Source organism: Cryobacterium sp. 10I5 (genome assembly GCF_035019865.1).
GTDB lineage: Bacteria > Actinomycetota > Actinomycetes > Actinomycetales > Microbacteriaceae > Cryobacterium > Cryobacterium breve_A.
In genome coordinates this window covers 17307-30419 of record NZ_JASJVI010000044.1, presented here as the reverse complement: position 1 = coordinate 30419, position 13113 = coordinate 17307, and the positions used below count along the sequence as shown (strand labels likewise).

Genomic DNA, 13113 nt, shown 5'->3' with positions numbered 1-13113 from the left:
CCCCACCCCCCGCTTGTGCCCCCCCCCAAAACTCCGCTCTCGCGGATACGGACTGCGGGATACGCGCTGCGGGGTCGTGATCGTCGGCGGTGGCGCGCGGCGGCAGGAGCTCGGTAGGGCAGGGATTGCTCCCACGCGAGGTGGATCCGGCAGGGTCGGCCGGGTAGCATCGTCAATCGACAGTCAGGGAGTGCGCGTGGCCGATGAACCCAGACCCTTCGAGGTCCACGAATCGGGGGCCTTGTTCCACGGCACGAAGGCAGACCTGGCAGTGGGCGACCTGCTGGTGCCGGGGCGTGGATCCAACTTCGAAGCCGGACGAACGACGAATTTCGTCTACCTGTCGGGAACCCTGGATGCTGCGACGTGGGGGGCCGAGCTCGCGGCCGGTGACGGCCGCGGCCGCATCTACATCGTCGAACCGACGGGCGCCCTCGAAGACGACCCCAATGTCACGGACAAGAAGTTCCCGGGGAACCCGACCCTGTCGTATCGCACCCGGGAGCCGGTGACGATCGTCGGCGAACTCGTGGACTGGACAGGACACTCCCCCGAACGGCTCAAGGCCATGCGCGACGGCCTCGCCGAGTTGAAGCGCCAGGGTCTCGCGGTCATCGACGACTAGCCGCGTCCGGAGACCCGCAACGGGTACGTCACCACGCGTGACGTACCCGTTCGGCGTCAGTTGCGCAGCTCGAGGTACTTCGAGATCAGGGCCTTCGTCGACGAGTCCTGGGCGGCGAGGGCGTCCGCATCCCCGTCGACGGCGGGAGCGACCTGGAGGGCAAGCTGCTTTCCCAGTTCGACGCCCCACTGGTCGAACGAGTCGATGCCCCAGATCGTGCCTTCGGTGAACACGATGTGCTCATACAGTGCGATGAGCTGGCCGACGACGCTCGGCGTGAGGGCCGGCGCGAGGATCGACGTGGTCGGACGGTTCCCGCTGAAGGAGCGGGCCGGCACGACGGACTCGTCGGTTCCTTCCGCACGGACCTCGGCGGCGGTCTTCCCGAAGGCGAGCGCCTTGGTCTGGGCGAAGAAGTTCGCCATGAACAGTCCATGGACGTCCTGTCCTGGCTCGACGGCGGCGCCGTCGCCCGTCTCGTCCTTCAGCGGGTGGGCGGGATTCGCGACCGCGATGAAGTCTGCGGGGACCAGGCGCGTGCCCTGGTGGATGAGCTGGTAGAACGCGTGCTGTCCGTTCGTTCCCGGTTCGCCCCAGAAGATCTCGCCGGTATCGGTCGTGACGGGGGTCCCGTCCCAGCGGACGCTCTTTCCGTTCGACTCCATCGTGAGCTGCTGGAGATAGGCGGGGAAGCGGTGGAGGTACTGCGCGTACGGGAGCACCGCGTGACTCTGGGCCTTGAGGAAGTTGGAATACCAGACGTTGAGCAGGCCCATCAGGACGGGCACGTTCCGTTCGAGCGGCGCTGTGCGCATGTGCTCGTCGACAGTGTGGAAACCGGAGAGGAATGCGCGCCAGTTGTCCGGGCCGATGGCGACGACCACGGACGTACCGATGGCGGAGTCGATCGAGAACCGGCCCCCGACCCAGTCCCAGAATCCGAACGCGTTCTCCGGGTCGATGCCGAATGCGGCGACCTTGTCGAGAGCGGTCGACACGGCGACGAAGTGCCTGGCGACGGCCGCGGCACGGGCGGCATCGGTGTCCTCGATCGCGCCGGAACCCAGCAGCTGGTTCCAGAGCCACTCGCGGGCCAGACGGGCGTTCGTGAGGGTCTCGAGGGTGCCGAACGTCTTCGACGCGACGATGAAGAGAGTGGTCTCCGGGTCGAGGTTCGCCGTCTTCTCGTAGACGTCGGTCGGGTCGATGTTGGAGACGAAGCGGCACTCGAGGCCCGCCTGCACGTACGGCTTCAACGCCTCGTAGACCATGACGGGGCCGAGGTCGGAACCGCCGATCCCGATGTTGACGACGGTTTTAATGGATTTGCCTGTTATACCGGTCCATGCGCCGGACCTCACCTTGTCGGCGAACGCGTAGACCTTGTCGAGGGTGGCGTGGACGTCGGCGTCGATGTCCGTACCGTCGACGACGAAGCCGGTCGGCGGCACGAGGCCGACGCCGTCCTTCGGGCGGCGAAGCGCCGTGTGGAGAACCGCGCGGTCCTCGGTCACGTTGATGTGTTCGCCGGCGATCATGGCCTGGAACCGGCCCGGGACGTCGACGTCTTTCGCGAGCTGCACGAGGTGGGCGAGGATCTCGTCGGTCAGGAGATTCTTCGACAGGTCGACCGTGAGGTCGCCCGCCTGAAATGTGTAGCGACCGGCCCGTCCCGGGTCGGTGTCGAACCACTCGCGGAGATCGGGCGAAAATCCCTCGGCGATGCCAGCGAGCTGACTCCAGGCGTCGGTGGACGTGGGATCAACGGGGGCGAATTCGGTCATGGATTCCTCCTGGACAATGGATCGGCAAATCGCCCGCGACTCCCGCAATTCAGCGAGGCGGACCACTTACAACCCTATGACCGCGCCCGACGACCGTGGAACGCTTCTGCACGCCACCCGGCCGAGCTCTCCTCACGCACTCTCGACGCGCCACGCTGAGGCCGAAATGACGCATTCGCCCGGCCCGGCACTCACTCACCTGGTGGAAGGCGAGGATCTGTGCGTGCGGGCATTCAGCCCTGCCGCGACGGGCGGATGTTCTCCCCGGCTCCCGGCGAGAGGCGCCAGGCCTCGACGACGGCGGGCACCGTGAGCAGCGCCAGGAGAAGGAACGCGATGCGGAAGGCCTCGCTTCCCGCGCCCAGCGCGCCGAGCGCATCCGCTCCGACAAGGGCGGACCCGGCGCGGAGGGCGATGGCGCCGCAGGCGATTCCGAATCCCGCGGCGAGCTGCTGCAGCGTGGAGGCCAGCGTATTGGCGGCCGTCATCTGCCCGTGCCCGACATCCGCGAAGGCGATGGTGTTGTACCCGGTGAAGCCGACCGACCGCACGACCCCGCTGAAAACCATCAGGACCACGATGACCACGACAGGCGTCTCGACGGTCAGGAGCGCGGCAAGCGCCATGCTGAGAGCGGCGCCGGTGGTGGCGGACAGGAGCACGCGCCGGAATCCGAACCGCCGCAGGAGCGGCGTGGTCACCGGCTTGATCGCCATGTTCCCCGCGAAGAGGGCGAGCACGAGCGAGCCGGCGAGCACGGGGGACCAGCCGAACGCGTCCTGGAACAACAGCGGCAACAGGAACGGCACCGCACTGATCGTCAGCCGGAACATCCAGCCGCCGGCGTGGGCGACGCGGAAGGTCTCGATGCGCAGGGCGTCGAGGTCGAGCAGCGGATGCCGGGCTCGCCTCAGGTGCCGCACGGCGAGCCCCCCGAGCGCCGCACCGGCCGACGCGAGAGCCAGCAGCGCCGGCCAGTCCGGCACCGGAGCGGACAGCAGCGACGCCGCCAAGACGAGCAGCCCAAGCGCCGAACAGCTGAGCCACAGGCCGGCCCAGTCGAGGGCTGCCGGCCTGAGCGGCTCCTCCCCTGGCACCAGGACACGCGCGGCGAGGAACGCGATGAGGCCGAGCGGAACGTTGATCAGGAAGATCCAGTGCCACGACGCATACGTGGTGATCACGCCCCCGGCCAGGGGCGCAATGACGGGCGCGGCGAGCGCCGGCCAGGTGAGGAGCGCAATGGCGCGAATCAGGTCGCCCTTCTTGGTCACCCGCAGGACGGCGAGCCGGCCGACCGGAACCATCATGGCTCCCCCGACACCCTGCAGTACCCGGCTCAGGGTGAGCAGGAGCAGGCTGGGGCTCGCCGCGCACAGGATCGAGGCGACGGTGAAGACCGCGATCGCCGTGAGAAAAACCCTCCGAGCGCCGAAGCGGGCCGTGATCCACCCGCTGAGGGGGATGAGTACCGCGAGCGTGAGCAGGTAGGCGGTGATCGCAACGCCCACGTCGACGGATGCCACCCTGAACGCGCGCCCGATTTGGGGAGCGGCCGTGGTCAGGATCGTCCCGTCGAGGATCTCCATGAAGAAGGTCCCTGCGACGAGCAGCGCGATGTTCCTTTGGCGTCGGGCGCTCACACCGTCGGAGCCGGGCAGTTCGATACCGGCCACCGGCAGGTACCTCCTTGTGCGAATGTGGGGTTGTCCCCAGCCATCATCCCAGTCCGGAACCACTGCTTGGCGACCGCACCATGCACCCAGCGAGGCGAAGACGGAATCGGATCCACCGGCAGGACCGGTTGCCTGACACGATCGAAGCATGGCCTCGACCCCTGCATACGACAGTGCTGTGCCGAATCTCCCCTCAGGGGACTTCACCAGAACCGAGACGTTCTACGCCGGGTTCGGTTTCAAGCGGCAGTTTCGTGACTCGGGGTGGATGACCCTGACCCGAGGTGCACTGCAGCTCGAGTTCTTTCCAGCACGTGAACTACTGGGTGACACCCTCGAGTAGGTTTGCGAGCTCGTCGAGTTCGACGTCCCAGCCCTCTCTGTTCTGCTCAAGACGTTCGCGACGGTAGCGGGTGCCGCCGGGGAGTGTGTCGAAGCCCGATTCGATCACCGTGACATCCGTCCCTGTACCAGCATCGGCGATGTTGAAGCGCACGTGCGTCGAGTACTCGTCGAGCTCTTCGGCGGGGATTCCCGACCAACGGAAGCCGAACGAGCAGTCGGGCACCACCTCGGTGATTTCGATCGGGAAGCTGCCGTAGTCATCCCAGTCGATGCTCCCAGCGGCACCGGGCTCGAGCGCGGCGAACCCCACAGTGTCTCCGAACCACTTGACCATCACCTCGGGGTCGGTCAGCGCCTTCCAGACGTTCGCACGCGGAGCCTCGATGTGTACGGTGCGGGTCACGGTGTGGCCCTTGATTCTTGCGTGATCAGACACGGTGTTTCCTTCACGTACGAGCCGAGCGCGACGGGGGCATTGCCCGTCGAGCGGCACGTCAACTGGTTTTGCAAACGCACCTCATCGAGCGTACCCATGATTGCGTACCTGTTCGCGGGCGGGAGAACTCCGTGAACGCGAGTGGCAACGCATCAGAGGCCGGTCCGTGGGGCTCTCCGAAGCCCGGAGCGCATGGCTGCCGCACGAGCCCGATGATGATCTGGGAGAGGAAGTGGTATGCGTTGATGAACGGCATCGACCTCGCACTCCTCATAGAGGTGCAGGGAATCGCGCTTCGCTTTGACGCCGTTGCCACCATTCTGAATCAGGCTGCCACGTTCTCAAGTGTTGCCACAGTGTTGCCACGGGAGGATTTCGGCGAAGAAAACCCCCACATCCCTTGAAAGCACTGTGATGTAGGGGTGAAAAACTGCGGAGACGGTGGGATTTGAACCCACGGTACCCCGTGAAGGGTACTCCACCTTAGCAGGGTGGTGCACTAAGCCGTACTATGCGACGTCTCCTTGGCGCCTGCGGCAGAATTCACCGAGCAAACACACGAGTGTAATCATAACCGTACCGGCGGCATCCGTTTGCACAGGTGCCCGACGGCCCCGCTTCTACTGGTTCTCGAGGGTGCGGCCGACGGAGCAGGTCAGCTCCCCCGCGGTCTGGCCGGTCGCCGAGTCCGACAGCGTGGTCGCGTCCGTCGGGGTTGGGGTCGGGGTGGCGCCGGCGGATGCCGCGGGATCGGGCGTCGCGGAAGCATCCGTCGTCGCGGTCGGTGCCGGAGTCGCAGTGGCGCTCGGGTCGAGCGTCGCGCCACGGCCCGTCGTACCGCCGAGTTTGAGGGCCTTGTCGGCCGCTACCGCGGTGAAGAGATCCTTGAAGTCGGGCTGGAGGGGCAGGACTCCGCCGGCCGTGCCGCCGGTGGGCACCTGCACGAAGACGACCTGGTTCAGGTCGATGTCCTTGAGCGCGACGGCGATCGACGCGATCGTGGAGACGTTGTTGAGGCTGTCGGAGAGCTTCATGTTGGCGGTCACGGCCTTCGCGAGCGAGTAGACCTTGATTGGGTCCGACAGGGTGCTCGCGCTCTTGATCGTACGGACAAGGGCCGACATGAAGACCTGCTGGTTGTTGATCCGGGTGAGGTCGCTGCCGTCGCCGACGCCGTGGCGGGTGCGGAGGAACTGCAGGGCTGCAACACCCTCGAGGGTGTGCATGCCGGGCTTCAGGAAAGTGCCGGTGTACTCGTCCTGGATCTCCTCTGCGACGCAGACCGGGACGCCGCCGACAGCGGTGGACATCGCCATGACGCCGCTGAACTGCACCTCTGCCGCGAAGGGGATCGTCAGGCCGGTGAGCTTCTCGACGGTGAGCACCGTGCAGGCCAGCCCGCCGTAGGTGAGCGTCGTGTTGATCTTCTGGCGGCTCATCGAGTTGAAGGTGCCGCCGCTCGGGTCGGGGCAGGCCGGAATCGGCACGAACATGTCACGCGGGAAGCTGATCACGGAGGCATTGGTGTGGTCCTGCGAGATGTGCAGGAGCATGGTCACGTCGTTGAGGTCGCCGGTCGAGTCCACCGGGCCGAACGAGGGGTCCTGGCCCTTGCGGCTGTCGCTGCCGACGATGAGGAGGTTGACGCCACCCGTGATGGCGCCGATCTGCGGGACGGGGCCGTTCGTCTCGTTGGCGAGGTGTACCCCGGGCTGTGCGCTCGACGCGACGTCGAGGGTGGCGATCGCGGCGACGGAAACGCCGCTGACGAGCACGACGGCCATGGCCGCTGCGAGGAACTTGACGACGGTGACAACAGGATTCGAGTGCTTCAACCGGCCGTGCCGCGCGATAGTACTGAGCTTGTGCGATCGTGCAGAACGGAGTCTCGGTTGGTCGATCACTCAGATCCCTTCTGTGCCGGCCGGGTGACGGGTTCGTGCGGAGGGCGTGGGATTCGAACCCACGAGACATTTCTGTCCACCAGTTTTCAAGACTGGCTCCATCGGCCGCTCGGACAGCCCTCCCGTTCGTGGCCCGGTCCGACGAAGAACGCCCGGTCGACAACACACGAATACCGACCGATTCTAGCCGATCGCGCCTTCCCCACCCTGCCAGCCGGCTGGGACGCCCGCCGCGAGGCGGTCAGCCGGGGTGCCGGAGGGGCGTCAGAGCGAAGCGAGAACCGTAGCGAGGCCGTCGTCGAGCACGGCTCCGGTGATCTCCCCGGCCGCCGCGAGCACCTCACTCGGAGACTGGCCCATGGCCACGCCGCGGCCCTCGAGCCCGGCCCATTCGAGCATCTCGATGTCATTGCGTCCGTCGCCGACCGCCATCACCCGCGAACGGGGGATGCCGAGCTCGGCCCGGACCCGCTCCATCGCGGTGGCCTTGTTGACGCCGTCGGGGGCGATGTCGAGCCACGCGGTCCAGCCGATCGAGTAGCTCACCCGGTTGAGGCCCATCTGCTCGACGACCTGCAGGAAGTCTTCCATCTCGTGGTCCGGCGAGATGACGACGACGCGGGTGGCCTCGTGGCGGAGCAGCTCGTCGAACTCGACGTGTTCGCTGTCGAGGCCGATGGTGGCATCGGGGAAAGGCTCGGTGTACCGGTAGAAGCCGTGCTCGTCTTCGACCGCGTAGCGCGCGTCGCCGAGGTGCGAGCGGATCGAGAGCAGAACCTCGCTCGGGTCGAAGGTCTCGACCCATTCGCGACGGTACCCGGTCGGGCCGGTGAGGTCCCGGCGCAGGGTGATCGCTCCGTTCGAGCAGACGACGTACCGGGGCGTGATGTCGAGCCGCTCGAGCACCGGCAGGGTCGCCGCCGTCGAACGCCCGGTTGCGAGCATGATCTCGTGACCCGCACGGGTGAGTCGCTGCACTTCGGCAAGGACCGCCGGGCTGATCGAACCGTCTTCGTGCACGGTGGTTCCGTCGATGTCGAGGGCGACGAGCCAGGGCGAGACGGTCGCGGTCATCGGATCGGCTCGAGGACTTCGAGGCCGCCGAGCCAGGGCCGCAGCGCCTCGGGGACGAGCACCGAGCCATCCGCTCGCTGGTGCGTCTCGAGGATCGCGACGATCCAGCGCGTGGTCGCGAGGGTGCCGTTGAGGGTGGCGACCGGTGCGGTCTTGCCCGATTCGGTGCGGTAGCGGATGTCCAGACGGCGGGCCTGGTAGGTGGTGCAGTTGCTCGTGCTGGTCAGCTCGCGGTAGGCGTTCTGGGTGGGCACCCACGCCTCGATGTCGAACTTGCGGGCCGCGCTCGACCCGAGGTCGCCTGCTGCGACGTCGATCACGCGGTAGCTGAGGCCGAGGGACTGGAGCATGCCCTCCTGCAGGGCGACGAGGCGCTCGTGCTCGGCCTCGGCGTTTTCGGGGAGGACGTAGGTGAACATCTCGAGCTTGTTGAACTGGTGCACGCGGATGATGCCGCGGGTGTCCTTGCCGCCGGAGCCGGCCTCGCGGCGGTAACAGGTGGACCAGCCGGCGTACCGCAGCGGGCCATCATTCAGGTCGAGGATCTCGTCCGAGTGGTACCCGGCGAGCGCGACCTCGCTCGTGCCGGTGAGGTAGAGGTCGTCTGCGGGCAGGTAGTAGATCTCGTCGGCGTGCTCGCCGAGGAAGCCGGTGCCGTCCATGATCTCGGGGCGCACGAGGGTGGGCGTGATCAGCGGGATGAACCCGGCCTGGAGTGCGCGGTCGAGGGCCATGTTCATCAGGGCGATCTCGAGCCGGGCTCCGATGCCGCGCATGAAGTAGAAGCGCGCCCCGGACACCTTGGCGCCGCGGGCCATGTCGATCGCGCCGAGCATTTCGCCCAGTTCGAGGTGGTCGCGGGCCTCGAAGTCGAAGGTGGGGATCTCGCCGTGGGTGCGGAGCGTCGTGAAGTTCTCCTCACCGCCGGCCGGGACGCCGTCGATGATGGGGTTGGCGAGAGTGCGGACGATCCCGGTGAAGTGCGCCTCGGCATCCGTCGCGGTCGCCGCAGCGGCCTTGACCCGGGCGGCGAGGGCCTGGGCCTCGGCGACGAGGGCCTTCTTCTCGGCGGGGGGCGCGCTCGCGACCTGCTTGCCGAACTGGTTCTGGGCGGCGCGCAGGTCTTCGAAGGCCTTGATCGACGTGCGCCGAGCGGTGTCCGCGGCGAGCGCGTCGTCGACGGCCTCGACCGAAGCGCCCCGCGCCTTCTGCGAACGCTTGATCAGATCGGGATTCTCTCGCAGCAGTACAGGATCAATCACGGTGCCAGTCTACAAGCGCCCGCCGGAACGCCTTGCTAGCCTGAACCCGTGAATACTCCCGGTGAGACTCCGAGCGTCCGTCGAGCGGCCGTCGTGTACAACCCGATCAAGGTCGACGTGGACAAGCTCCGCGCGAGCGTCGCAGCGGCGGAGTCCGCCACCGGGTGGGCTGGCACGGTCTGGCTGTCGACGACCGAGACGGATGCCGGGCAGCGGGCGACCCGGACGGCGATCGAGCAGGGGGCATCCGTGGTGCTCGCGGCGGGCGGGGACGGCACCGTGCGCGCGGTCGCCGAGGCCCTGCGCGACTCTGGCGTCGCGCTCGCGATCGTGCCGTCCGGCACCGGGAACCTGCTGGCCCGCAACCTGCAGTTGCCGCTTGCGAGCCTCGATGCCGCGGTGGAGATCGCGTTCGGCGGCGTCGACCGGGCGATCGACCTGGGCGTCGCGCTTCTCACGGACACCGACGGCGAGAAGGCCGAACATGTCTTCCTGGTGATGGCCGGCCTCGGCCTGGACGCCCAGATGATCGCGAACACGAGCGCCGACCTCAAGAAGCAGGTCGGCTGGCTCGCGTACGTCGATGCCGGAATGCGGGTGATACCGAAGTCGAAACCGTTCCGCATCCGCTACAGCCTCGAGGGTCGCACCGACCGCCCGGCGCACGTGAGCACGATCCTGGTCGCGAACTGCGGGGTGCTGCCGGGCAACATCCAGTTCCTGCCGGATGCCCAGGTGGACGACGGGATCCTCGACATCGCCGTGCTGCAGCCCAAGGGCGTCCTCGGCTGGTTGACCATCTGGCGCCGGGTGACGTGGGAGAACGGCGTGCTGCGCCGCTCGGCGGTCGGGCGCCGGATCATCGCCCAGAGCGAGTCGAACAACGAACGGGTGATGACGACGCTGCGGGGCTCACGGATCAGGATCGTGCTCGAGCACCCGCAGGAGTTCGAGATCGACGGCGACGAGTTCGGTCCGGTGCGCGCGGTTTCCCTGCGGGCCGACCCCGACGCGCTCACGGTGCGGATGCCCGCGCCCGCTTCCGCGTAACGCCCACCGCCCGGCCCCGCCCCTCTTCGCCTGCTTTCCTGCTCGCGAGAGTACACTTTTGGCCCTTAAACCGCGGGTTTAAGGGCCAAAAGGGTACTCTCGCGGACCGAAGTAGACCGGGACGCGGCGCGGCGCGGAGGTGAGGAGATGGGGCGGCGGGTCAGGCGCCGCGGAGGAGGGTGTCGAGCCAGGCGCGCGCGCCGATATAGACGTCGTCGTCGTAGCGCTTCGTGTACTCGTTCTGCTGCTGGTCCGCCCGCGGGTACGAGCCGAGGAAGATCACCTTCGGGCTGAACCGGCGCAGGCCGAGCAGGGCGTCGGCGACGCGTTCGTCGTGGATGTGCCCGTCGGCGTCGATCACGAACCGGTACCGGCCGAGCGCGTCGCCGATCGGGCGCGACTGGATCAGCGAGAGGTTGACCCCGCGGGTCGCGAACTGTTCGAGCAGTTCGAGGAGCGCCCCGGCGCGGTCCTCAGGCAGTTCGACGATGAGGCTCGTCTTGTCTGCACCGGTGCGGGCCGGGATCACGGTCGTTCGACTGACGAGCACGAACCGGGTGACGGCGTTCGGGTTGTCGCCGATGTCGGTGGCGAGAACCGTGAGGTCGAGATGGTTCTCGATCCCCGGAGGGGCGACCGCGGCATCCGCCTGTTCGGTCTCGAGCAGCGACGCCGGCGCGGCCACATTGCTCGAGGCGGGGATATGGCCGTGGTGCGGAACGTGCGTCTCGAGCCAGTTCCGGCACTGGGCGTAGGCGACCGGATGCGCGGCGACGATCTTCACGTCGGCGAGCGTCGTGCCCGGCCTGGCCACGAGCACGAAGTTCACCGGCACGAGATACTCGCCGATGATCCGGAGGTCCGGGACCTTCGCGAGGGCGTCCTGGGTGGCGGACACGCCGCCGTCGACGGAATTCTCGATCGCGATCATCGCGGCGACGCTGCGGCCGGAGACGACGTCTGCGAGGGCCTCCCCGACGTTGTTGACCGAACGCCAGGCCTGCCCGCGCGCCTCGGGCACCTGGGCGAGTGCCGCTTCGGTGAAGGTGCCAGCCGGCCCCAGGAAGCTGTAGCTGGCTTTGCGCGTCTCGGACATGGCTCACAGCCTACTTGCAGTGCCAGACTGGGGACATGAATGAACGTGCGGGCACTCCGGCCCTGGAATCAGACCTGATCGATGTCGACGCGCTGGTCAAGGCGTACTACGACCTGAAACCCGATGTGACCGTGCCCGCCCAGAGGGTGGCCTTCGGAACCTCCGGGCATCGTGGCAGCTCGCTGAACACAGCCTTCAACGAGAACCACATCATCGCAACGACGCAGGCCATCGTCGAATACCGCACGAATCAGGGCATCACCGGTCCGCTCTTCATCGGCACCGACCCGCACGCGCTCAGCGCCCCGGCGTACACGACTGCGCTCGAAGTGCTCGTGGGCAATGGAGTGCGCGTTCTCGTCGACGAGTTCGATGACTACGTGCCCACCCCGTCGCTCTCGCACGCGATCCTGGCATACAACCGGGCGGGGAACACCGACGAGGCCGACGGCATCGTCGTCACCCCGAGCCACAACCCGCCAACCGACGGCGGCTTCAAGTACAACCCCCCGCACGGCGGACCCGCCGACAGCGACGCCACCTCCTGGATCGCCGCCCGGGCCAACGAGCTCATCGCCGGTGGCCTCGTCGACGTGAAGATGAGCGAACCGAGCGCGGTCGAGACCTACGACTTCCGCGGTGCGTACGTGAACGACCTCGAGAACATCATCGACATGGGCGCGATCAAGGCGAGCGGCATCCGCATCGGAGCCGACCCGCTCGGCGGCGCGAGTGTCGGCTACTGGGGCGCCATCCGCGACCGCTACGAGCTCGACCTCACCGTCACGAACCCCAAGGTCGACCCGACCTGGCGCTTCATGACCCTCGACTGGGACTCCAAGATCCGGATGGACCCATCGAGCCCCTCCGCGATGGCCTCCGTGATCGCCCACAAGGACGACTTCGACATCCTCACCGGCAACGACGCCGACGCCGACCGGCACGGCATCGTCACGCCGGACGGCGGCCTGATGAACCCGAACCACTTCCTCGCCGTCGCGATCGACTACCTCTACAGCCACCGCGAGGGCTGGCGGGCGGATGCCGCGATCGGCAAGACGCTCGTCTCCTCCACCATGATCGACCGGGTCGCCGGATTCCTCGGCCGCGACCTCTGGGAGGTGCCCGTCGGCTTCAAGTGGTTCGTGCCCGGCCTCATCGACGGTTCGGTCGCGTTCGGCGGCGAGGAGAGCGCCGGTGCGAGCTTCGTGCGCTTCGACGGCACGGTCTGGACGACGGACAAGGACGGCATCCTGCTGGCCCTGCTCGCCTCCGAGATCCTCGCCGTCACGGGCAAGAGCCCGAGCCAGCGCTACGCCGAGCTCGTCGAGCACTTCGGCGACCCGGCGTACGCCCGCGTGGATGCCGCGGCCACGCCCGCCCAGAAGGCGCAACTCGGCAAGCTCGACGGCGACGCGATCACCGCGACCGAGCTCGCCGGCGAGAAGATCCTCGCGAAGCTCAGCCATGCGCCCGGCAACGGGGCCGCGATCGGCGGCCTCAAGGTCGTCACCGAGAACGCCTGGTTCGCGGCCCGCCCGAGCGGCACCGAAGATGTGTACAAGATCTACGCCGAGTCCTTCAAGGGCCCGGAGCACCTGCGCCAGGTGCAGCTCGAGGCGAAGGCGATCGTCGACGCCGCCATCGCCTAGGCGCTTTCCGAGACGGATGCCGTCGCTCACGTTCGCCGGTCGGCGGGCGCCGGCGGCGGCATCCGTCGTCTGACGCGGGCGGGCCAGGCGGGTTCGACGCGGTGGCGCCCCCGTTTGCGTGGTCCGCTACCGAAACGGAGGGCGCGGCTTGCGGAAACCGGCGCGGCCGCCAGCGAATGAGGGCGCGGGCTGCCGAAATCGGCGCGGGC

Annotated in this window: 11 protein-coding genes and 2 tRNA genes; 4 read left to right on the top strand and 9 right to left on the bottom strand. The window is 67.8% G+C overall.

The features are described from left to right. Positions 1-196: 196 nt before the first annotated feature. Positions 197-625 carry an NAD(+)--rifampin ADP-ribosyltransferase gene (arr, locus tag QN350_RS12045; RefSeq protein WP_323507863.1) on the top strand — a complete coding sequence of 143 codons (429 nt, stop codon included), beginning with the start codon at positions 197-199 and terminating at the stop codon, positions 623-625. 56 nt (positions 626-681) lie between these two features. Here arr and pgi read toward each other — a convergent pair whose 3' ends face one another. The 3 genes from pgi to QN350_RS12030 form a co-directional block, all read right to left on the bottom strand. Continuing rightward, positions 682-2409 carry a glucose-6-phosphate isomerase gene (gene pgi, locus QN350_RS12040; RefSeq protein ID WP_323516461.1) on the bottom strand — a complete coding sequence of 576 codons (1728 nt, stop codon included), beginning with the start codon at positions 2407-2409 and terminating at the stop codon, positions 682-684. Positions 2410-2642: 233 nt separating this feature from the next. Further along, on the bottom strand, positions 2643-4085 hold the full coding sequence (locus QN350_RS12035) for an MFS transporter (RefSeq protein WP_323516455.1): 1443 nt from the start codon (positions 4083-4085) through the stop codon (positions 2643-2645). Between the two features lie 319 nt (positions 4086-4404). After that, on the bottom strand, positions 4405-4866 hold the full coding sequence (locus QN350_RS12030) for an SRPBCC domain-containing protein (protein ID WP_416347733.1): 462 nt from the start codon (positions 4864-4866) through the stop codon (positions 4405-4407). 212 nt (positions 4867-5078) lie between these two features. Between QN350_RS12030 and QN350_RS12025 the strand changes: the two genes are divergently transcribed. Further along, complete coding sequence (locus QN350_RS12025) at positions 5079-5270, top strand: hypothetical protein (protein ID WP_323516454.1); 192 nt, start codon at positions 5079-5081, stop codon at positions 5268-5270. A 29-nt stretch (positions 5271-5299) separates the two neighbouring features. Here the strand turns inward: QN350_RS12025 and QN350_RS12020 are convergent. The 5 genes from QN350_RS12020 to serS all read right to left on the bottom strand — a co-directional run bounded on the left by QN350_RS12020 (position 5300) and on the right by serS (position 9106). Continuing rightward, positions 5300-5390: transfer RNA gene (locus QN350_RS12020), tRNA-Ser, on the bottom strand. 96 nt (positions 5391-5486) lie between these two features. After that, positions 5487-6701 (bottom strand): LCP family protein, encoded by a 1215-nt coding sequence (locus QN350_RS12015; RefSeq protein ID WP_323516452.1) that lies wholly within the window; start codon positions 6699-6701, stop codon positions 5487-5489. Positions 6702-6808: 107 nt separating this feature from the next. Continuing rightward, positions 6809-6893, bottom strand: a tRNA-Ser gene (locus QN350_RS12010). Positions 6894-7034: 141 nt separating this feature from the next. Next, complete coding sequence (locus QN350_RS12005) at positions 7035-7844, bottom strand: HAD family hydrolase (protein WP_322138356.1); 810 nt, start codon at positions 7842-7844, stop codon at positions 7035-7037. Next, positions 7841-9106, bottom strand: a complete 1266-nt coding sequence (gene serS, locus QN350_RS12000; protein ID WP_323516450.1) for a serine--tRNA ligase — start codon at positions 9104-9106, stop codon at positions 7841-7843. The genes QN350_RS12005 and serS overlap by 4 nt, the downstream gene beginning before the upstream one ends. 48 nt (positions 9107-9154) lie before the next feature. Here serS and QN350_RS11995 point away from each other — a divergent pair, with 48 nt between their 5' ends. Continuing rightward, positions 9155-10156, top strand: coding sequence for a diacylglycerol/lipid kinase family protein (locus QN350_RS11995; protein ID WP_323516448.1), 1002 nt, complete (start codon positions 9155-9157; stop codon positions 10154-10156). Positions 10157-10316: 160 nt separating this feature from the next. Here QN350_RS11995 and pheA read toward each other — a convergent pair whose 3' ends face one another. After that, the gene (gene pheA / locus QN350_RS11990) at positions 10317-11252 is read right to left on the bottom strand and encodes a prephenate dehydratase (RefSeq protein ID WP_323516446.1); all 936 of its coding nucleotides are present in this window, start codon (positions 11250-11252) and stop codon (positions 10317-10319) included. 35 nt (positions 11253-11287) lie between these two features. Between pheA and pgm the strand changes: the two genes are divergently transcribed. Next, entirely contained in the window at positions 11288-12904 is a 1617-nt protein-coding gene (gene pgm, locus QN350_RS11985) for a phosphoglucomutase (alpha-D-glucose-1,6-bisphosphate-dependent) (RefSeq protein WP_323503100.1), read from the top strand. The last annotated feature ends 209 nt before the right edge of the window (positions 12905-13113 follow it).